This window comes from Psychrobacter immobilis (assembly GCF_904846065.1).
GTDB classification, from domain to species: domain Bacteria; phylum Pseudomonadota; class Gammaproteobacteria; order Pseudomonadales; family Moraxellaceae; genus Psychrobacter; species Psychrobacter immobilis_H.
In genome coordinates this window covers 2347985-2364962 of record NZ_CAJGZV010000001.1, presented here as the reverse complement: position 1 = coordinate 2364962, position 16978 = coordinate 2347985, and the positions used below count along the sequence as shown (strand labels likewise).

General features: G+C 44.5%; 11 protein-coding genes. 4 read left to right on the top strand and 7 right to left on the bottom strand.

Annotation, left to right across the window (positions count from 1 at the left end):
* Positions 1-276: 276 nt before the first annotated feature.
* From narI to JMW64_RS09700, 5 genes are all read right to left on the bottom strand, one after another.
* Positions 277-1002 carry a respiratory nitrate reductase subunit gamma gene (gene narI, locus JMW64_RS09720; RefSeq protein WP_045447153.1) on the bottom strand — a complete coding sequence of 242 codons (726 nt, stop codon included), beginning with the start codon at positions 1000-1002 and terminating at the stop codon, positions 277-279.
* A gap of 14 nt (positions 1003-1016) precedes the next feature.
* On the bottom strand, positions 1017-1814 hold the full coding sequence (gene narJ / locus JMW64_RS09715) for a nitrate reductase molybdenum cofactor assembly chaperone (RefSeq protein ID WP_201555114.1): 798 nt from the start codon (positions 1812-1814) through the stop codon (positions 1017-1019).
* 70 nt (positions 1815-1884) lie between these two features.
* Positions 1885-3423, bottom strand: coding sequence for a nitrate reductase subunit beta (gene narH, locus JMW64_RS09710; protein ID WP_055125087.1), 1539 nt, complete (start codon positions 3421-3423; stop codon positions 1885-1887).
* 92 nt (positions 3424-3515) lie between these two features.
* Positions 3516-7274: a nitrate reductase subunit alpha gene (locus JMW64_RS09705; protein WP_201554469.1), complete on the bottom strand. Its 3759-nt coding sequence runs from the start codon at positions 7272-7274 to the stop codon at positions 3516-3518.
* 348 nt (positions 7275-7622) lie between these two features.
* Entirely contained in the window at positions 7623-9002 is a 1380-nt protein-coding gene (locus tag JMW64_RS09700) for a NarK family nitrate/nitrite MFS transporter (protein ID WP_201554468.1), read from the bottom strand.
* A 401-nt stretch (positions 9003-9403) separates the two neighbouring features.
* Here JMW64_RS09700 and JMW64_RS09695 point away from each other — a divergent pair, with 401 nt between their 5' ends.
* Positions 9404-11437, top strand: coding sequence for a histidine kinase (locus tag JMW64_RS09695; RefSeq protein ID WP_227694163.1), 2034 nt, complete (start codon positions 9404-9406; stop codon positions 11435-11437).
* A 74-nt stretch (positions 11438-11511) separates the two neighbouring features.
* Complete coding sequence (gene narL, locus JMW64_RS09690; RefSeq protein ID WP_045447151.1) at positions 11512-12171, top strand: two-component system response regulator NarL; 660 nt, start codon at positions 11512-11514, stop codon at positions 12169-12171.
* Positions 12172-12380: 209 nt separating this feature from the next.
* On the opposite strand, the gene JMW64_RS09685 is transcribed toward narL, so the two are convergent.
* Complete coding sequence (locus JMW64_RS09685) at positions 12381-13859, bottom strand: MFS transporter (protein WP_045455078.1); 1479 nt, start codon at positions 13857-13859, stop codon at positions 12381-12383.
* Between the two features lie 325 nt (positions 13860-14184).
* Between JMW64_RS09685 and JMW64_RS09680 the strand changes: the two genes are divergently transcribed.
* On the top strand, positions 14185-14586 hold the full coding sequence (locus tag JMW64_RS09680; RefSeq protein ID WP_055125082.1) for a DUF1971 domain-containing protein: 402 nt from the start codon (positions 14185-14187) through the stop codon (positions 14584-14586).
* Between the two features lie 78 nt (positions 14587-14664).
* Here the strand turns inward: JMW64_RS09680 and JMW64_RS09675 are convergent, their stop codons facing one another.
* Positions 14665-15792, bottom strand: coding sequence for an alkene reductase (locus tag JMW64_RS09675; protein ID WP_265089821.1), 1128 nt, complete (start codon positions 15790-15792; stop codon positions 14665-14667).
* 178 nt (positions 15793-15970) lie between these two features.
* Here JMW64_RS09675 and JMW64_RS09670 point away from each other — a divergent pair, with 178 nt between their 5' ends.
* Positions 15971-16867, top strand: a complete 897-nt coding sequence (locus JMW64_RS09670) for a LysR family transcriptional regulator (protein ID WP_201554465.1) — start codon at positions 15971-15973, stop codon at positions 16865-16867.
* Positions 16868-16978 lie beyond the last annotated feature (111 nt).

Here is a 16978-nt window from a genome sequence, read left to right as displayed (position 1 = left end):
CATCACCGCGACCAGTAGGGGTGTGATCGGCATGACTGTGATTATCATTACCATTGCTGTGATGATTACCACTGTGCACATGAGCGTTTTGGTTGGTCGCATGGTCGGCTGGATTGTAGGTACTGACAGTCATGGCTTTGCTCCACTAAGGATTCTGGTAATAGAAATTCTAAAATATAGGGCGTGTTGATTCATCGTTAAAGGTAGGGTAAAGAGCAGTATCTAGGTGAGGATAGGGTTAAAAACGCCGTTCCATTTAGATACTGCTATATAGCCTTACTGAGAGTTCTTTTGTCTGACAATTTGATAGCGACGCCCGAAATACCAAATTGGCGCGCTAATGATATGAATAAGCCGTGTAAACGGAAATATCGCAATCAGGGTGATGCCGAGCGCCATATGCAGCTGATAAATTAAGTCAGTTTGCTCAATGCGTGCCGCTGCCTGCAAAGGTCTTAATATTGTGATGTCCTGTGCCCAGCCTGCCAAATTCATCATGGTATAGCCATCTAAATGCTTCACTGACGTAAAGATGGACAGCAGACCTAAGTTCAGCTGGATGAATAACAGCACCAGTACCAGCTTGTCTGAGAATGATGAGGTGTTTGAGATACGGTCATCGGTAAAGCGTCGCCACATGAGCATGACCAAACCGAACCAACAAAATACCCCTGCGATACCCCCAACGACCACCGCTAATATCTGCTTATGCCCAGCGCTGATAAATCTGTCATAAAGAAAATGCGGCGTCAACATACCAAATAAATGACCGAGGAGCACCACGATAATGCCAACGTGGAATAAGTTGCTGGCAAGGCGCATGTTTTTGCTTCTAAGCATCTGCGTCGAGCCTGTCTTCCATGAATACTGAGATAAATCAAAACGTACCCAAGTACCAATGATAGCGATGGTCAATGCCACATACGGATAAACGCCAAAAAGGAAAATTTGTAGCCAGTTTAGGTTGGCTAAAGACTGCACACTAGGATCTGCGATATTCATGTCCTTTCTCCTTATTATGATTTAACCGGCTGGTTGGTTTTAAAATCTACCCAGTGCACTGGAGCATCGACCGCATTTGTAGCAGAGGCATTTTTTATACCAGCTTTTGCTGCAAGATTTTGGGTATTTGTCTGTGACGGGCAGCGCTCTTCTTGTTGCGCATCCAAAAACGTCACCACTTCTTCTTCCCATTCTTTGTCTAATGCCTCAAAGCTGTCATCACGCTTTTCTTTGCTGATTTTTTCTTGGTACTCTTCAACGATATCGAGCGGTTTACCAGCGATTTGCAATAGCGCATTGAAGCAGCCTTTATACAAGCTACCGCGACCCTCTAATCTGGCGGCAAGCAAAGCGAGGATATGGCTAACATCAGCGATATCCATACGAATTTGAATGTCGTCTTCAATAATGGTTGCTTGATACGCTAAAAATTCAAGATATAAAGGCAGATAATCAGGCAGCTCTTTGACGCTAATTTCAAAGCCCGCTTCTTGATATTGACCCATCAAATCGACCATCGCTTGACCACGGTCGCGCGATTCGCCATGTACATGCTCAAACAACCATAGTGATAAAGAACGCCCGCGCTCAAACAGACCGTCATAACGCGCTTGCGCCTCAAGAGAGCCGGTATCGATTAAATCTTCGATCAAGTCGATGATTTGCGTCCGTACTTCTGGGCTAATCAGCGTTGATCTGGCAACAATCTCTGTGCAATCAGCAAGCGTATCGCCTAAAAACAGCTCATTACTTGGATAGTCGATAAGTAGGCTGAGTACCTTGAGTAGCTTTAAGTCTGAAGCGCCAATCATCGGCGACTCAATCGCTGAATTAATTGGCTCATGCACTGAAGTGCTGTTATTGAGTTGAGTAGTTTGCATCTTATGACTCCCACTTTTGGACAGTATCGATGAAATCGCGGCGATTGGTTTTGCGTTGTCCAAACATGCTATTGTCCGAATGTCCTGAACAGCCTTCGCCAAAGGTGAATCCGCAACCATTACGCTCAGCGAATGCATCACTCAATGCTTCTTCACGATGCGCCGTTGGAATCACAAAGCGATCTTCGTAGTTGGCGATAGCCAAGTAGCGGTACATCTCTTCCACTTGCAGCTTGGTCAAACCCACATCATCCAAAATACTTTGGACTTCTTGTTTTTCGACCAATTGCATACGCTTGTAGCTACGCATAGCAAGTAGGCGCTTCAATGCTAGACGAACTGGCTCTTCATCGCCTGCGGTAAGCATGTTTGCTAAATAACGCAGTGGAATACGTAAGCTGTCGACATCTGGAATCAAACCATCCATACCGACTTTGCCTGCTTCAGCAGCATTTTGAATCGGTGATAATGGCGGTACATACCAAACCATCGGTAGCGTGCGATATTCAGGGTGTAGCGGTAGCGCAAGTTTCCAATCCATCGCTAGCTTATAAACTGGTGAGCGCTGGGCTGAATCAATGACCGATTGCGGTACACCGTCTTTTAATGCTTGGGCGATAACGGCAGGGTCGTTTGGATCTAAAAATACGTCTAACTGTGCTTGATAAAGGTCTTGCTCGTTAGGTGTGCTTGCTGCTTCAGCGATTTTGTCCGCGTCATAAAGCAGTACGCCCAAGTAGCGGATACGACCAACACAGGTTTCTGAACAAACGGTCGGCAAGCCAGCTTCAATACGTGGATAACAGAAGATGCATTTTTCAGATTTCCCCGACTTCCAGTTGTAGTAAATCTTTTTATACGGGCAGCCTGAGATACACATGCGCCAGCCGCGACATTTTTCTTGGTCAATCAAGACAATGCCGTCTTCTTCACGCTTATAAATCGCGCCACTTGGGCATGACGCCACACAAGTTGGGTTCAAGCAATGCTCGCACAGACGTGGCAAATACATCATAAAGGTGTTTTCGTACTCGCCATAAATCTCCGCTTGAATATTGTCAAAGTTCTTATCTTTGCGACGTTTTTCAAACTCTGAGCCAAGGATTTCTTCCCAGTTAGGACCCCATTCAATCTTTTGCATACGTTTGCCAGTAATGGCTGAGCGCGGGCGGGCGATAGGTTGATGGTTGCTGATAGGCGCAGTATGTAAATGCTGATAATCGAAATCAAACGGCTCGTAATAGTCATCAATCTCTGGTAGGTCAGGGTTGGCAAAGATATTGGCGAGTACTCTGAACTTACCACCGATACGCGGATTGATAGTGCCATTGGCATTACGTATCCAACCGCCTTTCCATTTGGTTTGGTTCTCCCACTCTTTGGGATAGCCGATACCGGGTTTTGACTCAACGTTGTTAAACCACGCATATTCCATACCTTCACGGCTGGTCCAGACGTTTTTACAGGTGACTGAGCAGGTGTGACAACCGATACATTTATCAAGGTTAAGCACCATGCCGACTTGCGAACGAATTTTCATGGATCTGTGCTCCAAATAATAGTAAAAAAGCAGCTTTATGTTCTTCCTAGATATCCTGAAATCAGGATATCTTTTCGATAGAAGAAACAGCTTTACCCTTCAATGCTGGTTGGTAATGGACGTGGCAATTCGTTATCGGGTTTGTCTTCTAGCCAGTCGATTTTTGACATTTTACGAATCACGACAAATTCATCACGGTTACAACCGACGGTGCCATAATAGTTAAAGCCATAAGACTGCTGGGCGTAGCTGCCAATCATATGCGTCGGTTTCAAAATCGTCCGAGTGACCGAGTTATGGATACCGCCACGCGTGCCTGTTTGCTCAGAGCCTGGAATGTTGACCAATTTCTCTTGGGCGTGATACATCATGGTCATGCCTTCTTTCACCCTTTGGCTGACGATGGCACGGGCAGTGATTGCCCCATTAGCATTGAACAGCTCAATCCAGTCGTTATCGACGATGCCGGCTTTTTGGGCATCGACTTCTGACATCCAGACACAAGGTCCACCGCGACTTAGGGTCAGCATTAGCAAGTTTTCAGAGTAGGTACTGTGGATGCCCCATTTTTGGTGCGGTGTTAAGAAGTTCAGTACAATCTCTTTATTACCATTTGGCTTAGCGTCTTTGAGCAGCTCAGTGGTCTTGGTATCGATAGGTGGACGATACTGCTGCATTTGCTCACCAAACGCCTGCATCCAAGGATGGTCTTGATAAAACTGCTGGCGACCAGTAATCGTACGCCATGGAATCAGCTCATGGACGTTGGTATAACCCGCGTTATAACTGACCTGATCTGACTCAATACCTGACCATGTCGGGCTTGAGATGATTTTACGTGGCTGTGCGACGATATCTTTAAAGCGGATTTTTTCGTGCTCGCTAGATTTGGCAAGATGAGTATGGTCGCGACCGGTGAACTCAGAGAGTGCAGCCCAGCCTTTTACCGCCACATGACCATTGGTTTCAGGCGCGAGCATCAAAATCATCTCAGAAGCATTAATGGCTGTATCGAGACGTGGTCTGCCTTCAGAGATACCCGTTTCAGTCACGCGGTGGTTTAAATCCCCAAGCTGTTTGACCTCGGTTTTCATGTCCCAATTCAAGCCTTTTGAGCCATTACCCAGTTTTTCTAAGGCAGGGCCCATAGAAGTGAACTTTTTATAAGTGCTCGGATAGTCACGCTCAACCACTTTAATCATCGGGCAGTTTTTACCCGGTACAGGTTTTTCGCCCGCTGTTTTCCAGTCAGTGCCACCAAATGGCTGTGCCAATTCACCTGGGGTGTCATGTTGCATCGGCAAGGTGACAACGTCAGTTTCAACACCTAAATGACCTTTTGATACTTCAGAGAAGCTCCTGGTAATGCCTTTATAAATTTCCCAATCGGTCTTAGATTCCCACGCAGGGTCAGTCGCGGCGGTTAATGGGTGAATGAATGGATGCATGTCTGAGGTATTCATGTCATCTTTTTCGTACCAAGTTGCAGTCGGTAGTACGATGTCAGAATACAAACAGGTGGAAGACATGCGGAAATCCAGGGTGACAACCAAGTCTAATTTACCAGTCGGGCCTTTTTCTACCCAATCGACTTCTTTTGGTTGCAGGTGACCTTCTGCATTTTCTTTATTGAGCAAGCCGTTTTTGGTGCCCAAGAAATAATGCAGCATATATTCATGACCTTTACCTGATGAGCCCAATAGGTTTGAGCGCCAGATAAACATGTTGCGAGGGAAGTTGGCTGGGTTATCAGGTGATTCACAAGCAAAGCGTAAGCTGCCATCTTCGAGAGAATCGACCACATATTCTTCCACGCCTTTGCCACTTTCTTTGGCTTTGGCAGCGATGGTCAGTGGGTTACGGTTGAGTTGTGGTGCTGAAGGCAACCAGCCTGCGCGTTCTGCTTGAATGTTGTAATCAAGCATATGCTCAGGGAAGAACTTTTTATCGACGAGAGGCGAGAGTATCTCATGGGCAGAAATGGTTTCGTGACGCCACTGTGAGCTGTGATTGTAGAAGAAGCTCGTGCCGTTCATATGACGTGGCGGACGATGCCAATCAAGCGCAAAGGCTAATGGCAACCAACCCGTTTGAGGGCGCAGTTTTTCTTGACCAACATAATGTGCCCAGCCGCCGCCAGATTTACCGATACAGCCACATAGCATCAGCATGTTAATCACGCCGCGATAGTTCATGTCTAGGTGATACCAGTGGTTCATACCCGCGCCGATGATAATCATCGATTTACCATGAGTCTTATGGGCATTTTCAGCGAATTCACGCGCGACTTGAATGACGCGCTCACGGCTCAAACCGGTGATGACTTCTTGCCAAGCAGGTGTGCCCGGTACGCTTGCATCGTCATAGTCGTCGGTGACGTGTTCGCCGCCAACACCATTATCCACGCCCAAGTTGGCAACGGTTAGATCAAAGACGGTCGCAACGATAGCGGTGCTGCCATCGGCAAGGGTAATGGTTTTACAAGGAACGGTTTTTTGCTGTATCGCTTCGCCCGGTACTGAGGTGAAATGTGGATGATCCACATGACCAAAGTAATCAAAGCCGACTTTGCAGGTCTCATTGCTGTCTTTTAAAGTCAATGTTAGGTCAATTTCTGCGCCTGTCGTACCATTTTTTTGCTCAAGGTTCCATTTGCCTTTTTCGCCCCAACGATAGCCAATCGAGCCAAGTGGAGAGACCAGTTCACCATCACTATTTAGACCGATGGTTTTCCATTCAGGATTGTTTTCTTGACCTAAATTATCGATTAAGTCAGAAGCGCGCAGGTAGCGACCAGCACGGCGCGCGCCTTTTTCACCTTCTAGCATCACAAGGACTGGTAAATCGGTATAGCGTTTGGCGTAATCTAAGAAATAGTCACTTGGCTGCTTAAGATAAAACTCTTTGATAATGACATGACAGAATGCTTGTGCGACCGCTGCGTCAGTACCTTGTTTTGGGTTTAGCCATAAGTCAGTTAACTTAGAAACCTCAGCATAGTCAGGGGTGATAGAAACGGTCTTAGTGCCTTTATAACGAACTTCGGTAAAGAAATGCGCGTCTGGTGTACGCGTTTGCGGAACGTTTGAACCCCACGCAATAATATAATCAGAGTTGTACCAATCGGCTGATTCTGGCACGTCGGTTTGCTCGCCCCAAACCATTGGCGACGCTGGTGGCAGGTCACAATACCAGTCATAGAATGACAAGCAAACACCGCCGATAAGTGATAAATAGCGACTACCAGCTGCGTAACTGACCATCGACATCGCAGGAATCGGAGAGAAACCGACGATACGGTCAGGACCAAAAGTTTTGGCGGTATAGACATTACTAGCAGCGATAATTTCATTGACTTCCGCCCACGTTGAGCGAATAAAACCGCCTAAACCGCGCTTGGATTTATACTGTTCTGCTTTGATAGGGTCTTGGACGATGCTGCCCCACGCATCGACTGGATCAGGATACTGCGCTTTGGCTTCACGCCATAATTTTAGAAGCGGCTTACGTACTTTAGGATATTTCACACGGTTTGCTGAATACATGTACCAGCTATAACTTGCGCCACGAGGACAGCCACGCGGTTCGTGGTTTGGTAAATCTGGACGGGTTTCAGGATAGTCAGTTTGCTGCGTCTCCCACGTGACCAAGCCGTTTTTTACGTAGATTTTCCATGAGCAAGAGCCGGTACAGTTGACCCCATGCGTTGAGCGCACGACTTTGTCATACTGCCAACGGCTACGATACACATTTTCCCAGTCACGAGACTCATCGCGCGTCTCACCATGCCCATCGGAGAATTCGCCCTTTTTACGTTTAAAAAAACGGAATTGGTCGAGTAAATGGCTCATTTCGCTATCCTCTGTATTATTGCCTATGGGGTATCTAAAGCTGAATGGCGTGGTAAAAACAACCCTTTGCCCAAGCTGTAAATGTTTTTCGATGGTATTATTTTAAGTAAGCCATCGCCCTCTTGCTATCCGCTAACATGAGCAGAGCACTACCACCTTAGTAGTAGCGGTAAATGATAAGATTTGCTTAAAAAATCGTTAAGTATTTATAAGTCGGGCTTATTTACAAGCAGAATATGGATTGGTGAAAATAAAAAAAGTGCTACTTACGCTGGCAAGTAGCACTATAAAGAGCGATGTTTTTAATTTGAAAATCTGTTTCCAAAGAATGATTTATACAAGGCTGCTTTAGCAAGGAATCTCAGCATTAGGGCGACTGTAATACCACCATGTCAACACAATACAGATCACATAAAAGACAATTAAAGCGATAAAAGTACCATCAACACCCAATCCTGAACCAAACATTTTTGGGACAAAGAATGCGCCATAGGCTGCTATCGCTGAGGTAAAGCCAACCACTGCTGCTGACTCTTTACGTATCTCGACAAACAAGTCCTCTGTACCTGCTTTTTGAGGTTCAAGGCGTTCATGAAAGGTTCTGAAGATAACGGGAATCATGGTAAAGGTAGAGCCGTTACCGATACCTGTGGTAATAAATAGCACCATAAAGGAGATGAAGTATCCGACAAAGCTGCCCTCATGGGTCTCGCTAGGGAGGAAATACATCACCGCCACTACCGCCAATACCATCACGATATAGTTCCAAAAAGTCACTTTTGCGCCACTGGTTTTATCAGATATCCAGCCACCTAAAGGGCGAAATAGCGCACCAACTAAAGGACCCAAGAAGGCAAACTTAAGCGCATCAATGGCAGGAAATGAGTTTTTAATCAGCATCGGAAACGCGGCTGAAAAACCAATGAACGAGCCAAAGGTTGCCATATATAGGATACACATGATCCAGTTATGTTTGCGTTTAAAGATAACGGATTGGTCTTTAAAGGAAGCTTTAGCAGTGGCAATATCGTTCATGCCAAACCATGCCAGTGCTGAAAATAGCAGAATAAAAGGTACCCAAATAAAGCCTGCATTTTGTAGATAAAACAGCTGACCGCTTGCAGAGACTTGTGGGTCGCCGCCTAAGCTACCAAAGGCTGCTACCAATATAATCATCGGTACAACGAATTGCATGACCGACACGCCAAGGTTACCCAAACCCGCGTTTAGCCCAAGCGCAGTGCCCTGTTCTGCTTTTGGAAAGAAGAACGAGATGTTGGACATGGAGGAGGCAAAGTTACCACCACCGAAGCCACAAAGTAGGGCAATGATGGCAAATATCATAAATGGCGTATCAGGGTTCTGAACCGCAAAGCCCATCCATAATGCTGGAATTAACAGGGATAAGGTAGATATCGCTGTCCAACGTCGCCCACCAAAGATAGGCACCATAAAAGAATAAAAAATTCGCAGCGTTGCCCCTGATAGTCCGGGCAGCGCGGCGAGCCAAAACAACTGTCCATCATCAAAATCAAAACCAATCTCTGGCAGACGGACGATGACGGCACTCCATACCATCCATACTGCAAATGCCAATAGCAACGATGGAATGGATATCCATAAATTTCTACGAGCGACTTTTTTGCCGCCTTCTTCCCAAAATTCTTCTACTTCAGGTCGCCAGTCAGTGATGAGCTTACCACCTTTGAAGTTGTAATTATTGCCCATGTTATTCCTCACTTAGTATCAGCTATGCCTAGTTATATTCAGTATTTTTTATCATCAAATGGCTGTCTAAACTTACAATAAACCGTAGCGCTTACTCTTGTTATTGTTGATAACAAAGAGCCGCCGTATTGGCTTATGAGCGCTATGAATCACTTGCTCTTTCAAAAAATGATAACTCACGGTACTGTGTTATCACGGTGAGTAGTATTCATACATAGTGGTATACTGATGACTAAAAGGGGTATATTGCGGACAGGTTTATCACTAAAATTTTGCGTGTCGATGGACTGCTAAGTGCGCTGTAGTATTTTTTATGCTGTATGTTTTTTGCTTTTGCGACGTTCAATTTTAAGATCTCAACTCTTTTGTGCAGAAAGTGTTTGATGGGAGCGCTATTAATCATGTCTAATCTACGACGGCAGTCTTTGTTCCTTCATACTTGGATTGCTATTACGATCATCGCTACTTTGTTCTTGATGTCAGCAATAGGCAGCGGTGCGCTCGCTTGGGTCGCAAAGTCTGATGCTGAGGCGATTAATACCGCAGGCTCGATACGCATGGCAACGTATCGCATTAGCTTTCAGTTAGCGACTGACTTTGCGGATAACCATCCCTTTAGCTCAAGCCTAAATATCAAACAAGATGGCTTAGATAGTGACAATGCGCCGCAGGTAGAAAAGCAAGACAGACTGGATTTCTCCAATAAAAGTGAGTCTGAAAAAATAGACATACTGGTTGAAGACATGGAGAGTCGTCTCAACAAATTACAAGCGTATCAACTGACCAGTGCCAACAGAGATAAGGCGATCAGTGAGCAATGGAGCCAGATAAAATCACAATGGTTTCGTGATTTAAAACCAGCATTGTTGGCACAAGACAAGCAAGGCTTTTATAGTGATTCAACCAAATATATTGACGATGTTAATCGTTTTGTTGGCGCGTTACAGGATAGAAATGAGCAGCGTCAGACATGGCAGCAAAACCTACAAGTACTATCACTGATACTGAGCATGATTATTATGCTGATAGGCGTACGGAGATTACAGAACTCAGTGCTAACGCCTATTCAACAACTCATTAAAGCCAATCGGGCGTTTAAAGAAGGCAAATATGATACGAGAGTGTCTATCAGTGGTTATAGAGAATTTGAAGCGCTTGGCAATTCTTTTAACGGTATGACCACTACCATTGAGAAATATCAGCGCTCACTTGAGAGTGAGGTACAGACAAAGACTCAGCATTTGGTCAAGACCAACCAAGCCTTATCATTGTTTTATGATTTCTCAAAGCAATTGACCAGTAGTCCTGTGAGCTTACATCGGCTTGATGAATTGATTACTGGCTTTGGGTGTATATTCCCATATTTAGATTTTACGCTGTGTATCCAAAGCAATATTCTCACCAATAAAAACTCTATAGCCCTGCACGATGATAGGATGAAGGAGCTATGTACCAAACTCACTTGTGACAGCTGCTCTATTAAAGAAGACGTTTATACCAAAACGTTTCCGATTATTCATCAAGATATAGAATTTGGTGAGCTAAAGGTCAGACCGAAATCTGTCTTAATGACCAATAAAGCTTATGCAGAAGATAAGAAAAAAAGCGAGGAAGATTCAACACGTATCAAGGTAGTAGAGGTGGATAGTAGTTATTTAATTGCTAAAAATAATGAGTTGATCGTTGTGCTGACCAATCTCGTCAGCACCGCCTTATCCCTACGCAGACAAAGGCAGCAAGACCATCAGCTTATTCTACTTGAAGAGCGCTCGACCATTGCTAGGGAGTTGCATGACTCTTTAGCACAGTCATTGTCTTATCTAAAAATACAAGTCAGCGTACTCGAAAAACATCTGCAACTGTCTGCTGATAAAGACAGTGGGCTGGTGGTATTTGATGAGCAAAGTCAAATCAAGGTTGGGCAGCATATTAGTCAAATAAAAATGGGTCTGAACTCTGCTTATCATGAGCTGCGAGACTTATTGACGACTTTTCGCTTGACGATTGATAGCGGCAATTTTGATGAAGCTTTGTATGAGGCGGCTGATGAGTTTGCTGTAAAAGGGCAGTTTGACATAAAGGTCAACAATCAAATCTTATCCTTGAATCTAACGGCAACCGAACAAGTGCATCTCATTCAAATTATAAGGGAGGCGCTGTCGAATATCAGTCGCCATGCCCATGCTAACAGCGTCACTATCGATTTGGTTTATGATGATGAAAGTAATTATGTAGCGATGATGGTTAATGATGACGGCGTTGGCATATCAGGGACTGTCAATCAGACCCAGCATCATGGTCTCATGATTATGAAAGAGCGTGCCTATAAATTAGGCGGTGATTTGATTATCTCTAATAATGTACCCGCAGGTACCAGCGTCATCGTCAGGTTTGTACCCAGTTTCTTTACGGATTATATGGCTGAGCAAAACTAAGTGAATCGGCTTAGTAAACGCTCTTAACCACTGCATTGTATTTTTTGTACCATTTTTCAATTTGTGAGTATTTTATGACTACTAAGGTTTATACGTCTGCTTCTCCGGCTCGGCTACTATTGGTCGATGACCATCCTATGCTGCGCCGCGGTGTCGCAGAACTGCTCAGTCTCGAAAGTGATGTAACGGTCGTTGGTGAGGCAAATAACGGACAAGAAGCGTTGGATTTTTTGGCAAACAATCCAGTTGATCTAGTCATTCTAGATCATAAAATGCCAGTGTTGACTGGTATCGAGACCCTAAGAGAAATCAAGGCCAGAAATATTGACGTGGCTACCTTGCTATTTACAGTTTCTGACAGCGGAGAAGACGTACAAGAAGCATTGAAATTAGGGGTGGATGGTTATTTGCTAAAAGACATGGAGCCTGAGTTAATCATCGTCGATATTAGAAAAGTGTTGCGCGGTGAGCTGGTTATCAGTCCCAATTTGGCCTCAATCTTGGCGCAAACATTACGTACACCAAGCATTGAAGATATCGCTGGCAATCTCACCACTAGAGAGTTGCAAGTGATTCAAATGATTGCGGAAGGCTTAAGTAATAAAATGATCGCCAACAAACTGGATATCGCAGAATCCACAGTAAAAGTGCATGTTAAGCATATTTTGAACAAAACTGGACTACGCACACGGGTAGAGGCGGCAGTATGGACCGTGAATCATTTGTCAAAGTAGTCGTTTGTCAAAATGGTTATTTATCGGAGTGGCTTTTTTTGAAATATCTACTTTCTGAAAGAGCTACTTTTCGAAAGAGCTACTTTTTATAAAAAAATCATGGGTCATCTGAATAACCCCTATGACATGTCTAGATAGTTCTCTATATCAGTCAAAAAGCCACCGAGCAGTAATGCTGGGTGGCTTTTTTATTTTATAAGCTAATCAAATTAGCCTTCTTCAGCGGCAATTTGACGATCGACCGAGGACATTTTGTATTCGTCACCAAAGGCATCTTCAGGCTCTTTTAACCAGAAGAAACAAAGTACCCAAGCGATAAATGCACCTATCGCAATGATAAAAAAGAACTGATTTGGTTCGACCAAGGTAAATATAAATAGGTAGAACACAGCGCCAACGTTGCCATAAGCCCCCGCCATACCAGAAATTTGACCCGTTAAGCGCCGTTTAATTGAGGGGATAATACCAAAAGTTGCGCCTTCTGCCCCTTGTACGAAGACTGAGCATAGAATCGTAAAGACGACCGCGATAAACAATGGCCACTCTGCATTCAGCAATCCCATCAATCCAAAGCCGATACCGATACCGAACATGTATACCAACATTACCAAGCGACGATTGCCAACCTTGTCAGAGATATAGCCGCCAAGTGGTCGCGCCCATAAGTTAACAAAAGCAAAGGTCGATGCGACTAACCCTGCGACGGTAGGGTCGAGCTTCCACGTTGCGGCAAAGAACATCGGTAGCATAGAGACGACCGCCAGCTCTGCGCCAAAGTTAGCAAAGTAGGTGACATTTAGGGCGGCAACAGAGGTAAAGGGGTATTTGTCATCCTCAGGGATACCCGCTTTGAGCATGGGTACGTTGACACTGATGGCTTTATAAATTTGATAAATAACCACCACAGCGATGAGAGTATAAAACCCCCAAGCGCCTGTTTCGCTCAGGAATCCCATGTTTTTGGTACGATAAACCAATACACCTAATACGCCATATAAAGGAATAATAAATAGGCAATATAATAATAAATCTCTCCAACTTGATACCTCTAAAGCACCCGCCTTACGTGCTTTTTTATGGGTATCTTGTGTAGGGCCATCGGTGATTAAAAACCAATAGGCCACCCCGTAAGCGGCCATCAGTAAGCCAGATAATGCAATTGCCCAGCGCCAACCGTCATCACCACCAAAGAACTGTAGCGCAACCGTGGGAATGGTAATCGCTGCGGCAGCTGAACCAAAATTACCCCAGCCGGCATAAAATCCTTCGGCAAAGCCAATGTCTTTTGGCTTAAACCAAAGGGCGGTCATGTGAATGCCAACGACGAACCCTGCGCCCACGATAGACATAAATAGGCGAGCGACGAACAGCTGCATCGCGGAATCACCAAACGCGAAGAACCATGTCGGTATCGCCATGACGACCATCAGTATGGAAAACACGCGACGCGGACCGAAGCGATCCAATGCCATACCGACCACCACTCGCCCTGGAATGGTCAAAGCAACGTTGGCAATGAGAAATAATTTGATATGTTCAGAAGTTAAATAGCTTTCGGCCTCTAGCATAGAAGTGGCTAGTGGCGCCATGTTGAACCAGACATAAAAGGTCAGAAAAAAAGCAATCCACGTATAGTGGAGCGCTCTTATATCACGGCGTTCAACCTCAAGTAGCTCTTTTGCATGCATGACAAGTATTCTCCACCGTCGAACTGGATAGTTTAGATGGAGTTAATGTAGCAATAAGTAAGCTCGCTAACCATTAGGCGAAAGCAGTATGAATGTCATTTCACATACTACTTAATGGGGATTAAAAAGTGGCTTTAATATCCTATATATTGATGGTTAACTAAGATGATATGAGGATAGCAATACATTTAAAAATATGATGCGCTATAGTAATAATAACCATTACTGTGCGTGCTTTTCTCGTTTATTAATAGAATTTTATTCACAAGTAAGCTGTTAATAAACAGGATTGGGATACACCCATCAAATTAGCCAAGGAGTTACCATGAGTCATACTGTCGCCTCAAACCCCGTCATACCCAGCCATTGGAAAATAAAGCGTTCGACCCACTTTTTTACTAAAGATAAAGTCCCAAAAGCCTTGTTGACTCATCACAATACAGCAGAGGGCGTATACGGCCAAATTTGTGTCATGCAAGGCACGGTTACTTTTTATGGCTTTGCTGATGAAGCCGCCACTGAACCTGAAAAAACCATTGTTATTAAAGCAGGGCAGTTCGCTGTCAGTCCGCCTCAATATTGGCACCGTGTAGAATTAAGTGATGATGCCCAATTCAATATTAATTTTTGGACAGAAGCGGATACTGGTAATAAGTCGCTGTTCAATAGCTCAAAGATACACAGCAAGCCTATCGAAAAGTTGTTTGATCAGTCGGATGAATCATAAGGGCTATATATATGCATCAGCTATTAAAAACATCATATTTATAAGCAAAAAAATAAGGCCACGAATGGCCTTATTGTATTAAGAGTTTTGATAATAAGGATAATCATTATAGCCAATTTCGGTGCCACCATACATCGTGGTAGGATCTGCCTCATTGAGTGGCCAATGATTGGCGATGCGCTCAGGTAAATCGGGATTAGCAATAAAGGGACGACCAAAAGCAAATAAGTCACCATAACCTTTAGCTAGCATATGAACCGATTTTTCCGTCGTGTATTTACCCGCATAGATAATACGTCCTGAAAACTCCGTTCTGACCGCTTGATAAAACGTCTCTGGTAAATCAGGAGCATTGTCCCAGTCAGCTTCTGCAATAGATAAATAAGCGATACCCGCTTGTTCAAGTACTTTAATCGCTTCAATATACGTATGATGTGGATCTGATTCCACTAGCCCTAAATACACGCGAGTTTCATCTGTGCTAGCAAACAGCGGTGCAAAACGTACGCCTAAGCGATCAGCACCAACCACTTCACTAACGGCAGCAACGATTTCTTTTAAGAAACGCAAGCGATTGGTCAATGAACCGCCATACTGATCATCACGTGTGTTGCTATGCTCAGAGATGAACTGATTCACCAAATAGCCATTGGCACAATGCAGCTCGACGCCATCAAAACCTGCCTCCAATGCATTGCGTGCTGCTGCCGCATACATAGCGACCAGTTCACTAACTTCATCAGTACTGAGTGCGCGTGGCTCACTAGGATCGGCTAACGCGCCTGCACCTGGTGCTGTTTCGATAAATACTTTTACATTATCAGCAGTGATAGCTGATGGTGCCACTGGCTGAGCGCCTTGTGGTTGTAAGCTAGTATGAGACACGCGACCCACATGCCAAAGCTGAGCGAAAATGATACCACCTGCTGCGTGTACCGCTTGAGTGACCTTTTTCCAGCCTTCGATTTGGGCATGCGAATGTATGCCTGGCGTCCACGCATAACCTTGACCCCTTGGCTCAATTTGCGTGCCTTCAGTGACCATAAAACCAGCTGAGGCGCGCTGTGTATAGTAGCTTGCCATTAATTCATTAGGAATATTGCCCGGTTGCGTGCTGCGAGAGCGTGTCAACGGTGGCATGACAATACGGTTTTTTAACGTATATGGTCCAAGTGTGACAGATGCAAATAACGGGCTGGTATCGATATTAGATGGTTCCATAAAACTCTCTTTTAAAACAAATAGACGGGGTTATTGTTTAAACCATTGAGCTTGTTTTGATGCTTTATTACTGCGTAAGTAAGGTTGGCAAGCATAGAGTTTTATGGATACAATTAGAAACAGGATTTTGTTGTTTAAGATACAACTATAAATGGTACATGTTATGAATGGCATTAACCGACTCGATATCAAGCAGTTGAGAGTGCTACATGCGTTGCTTGATCTAAAAAATCTCTCACAAGTCGCGCGCAAAATGGGGCTGACACAACAGGCAATCAGCGAACAGTTACGTAAGCTGCGTGATTTGTTTGATGATCGTTTGTTTATTCGTCAAGGCAATAGCATGGTAGCAACCCCCAAAGCGCTATCGATGCAGCAACCCATTAGTCGCATATTAGAGCAGTTAGAAGCACTGTTAGAGCCGGATGTGTTTTCGCCGCAGACTTATAAAGGCGTATTTACGATTAGCGCGACCGACTATGCGACGCAGGCATTATTACCGCAGTTGTTTCATATAACACGCCGCGACGCGCCTGATTTGAAGTTAATCGTACGTGATTTTGCCTCAGACAATGTCAATCAGCTTATTGCGGCAGGCGAGCTTGATCTGCTGATTACTTTCCCAGAATTTATTCCTGATAACTTGGCTTATGTGACGCTGCTTGAAGAACAACATTTTTGCATTACTGGTTGCAATAACGACTTTACAACAGAGCCGCTGTCACTGGCGCAAATTGCTGCACACTCGCAGCTGGTGGTGTCACCTTCACGCGCTAACTTGCGTGGTTCTCATGATCAGTGGTTTGCAGAAAAAGGTCTTAAACGAAATATCGTTATGTCTGTTCCTAGTTTTTCTGCAGTGCCAGATATCCTTTATACAACCGATATGATTGCATTTTATCCTTCGCGTTTACTGCCAAACAGTCGGGTTAAAGAGCTTAAAGTGGAAGCCCTGCCACCCACATTTAAGGTAATAGCAGCATGGCATCCACGTACCAGTCACAGTGGTATACACCGTTGGCTGATTGAGCAGTTACAGCAGTTATCCAAGTCTGACTAGGGCATGACCTCATTTCTATCTGCATTTTTAAAATGAATGCATCCCCTAGAGCGTTATCGCTTTTATTTTTCGTCATTAGTTTTACTAAAGCCATTTTCATCAAAGCTGCTT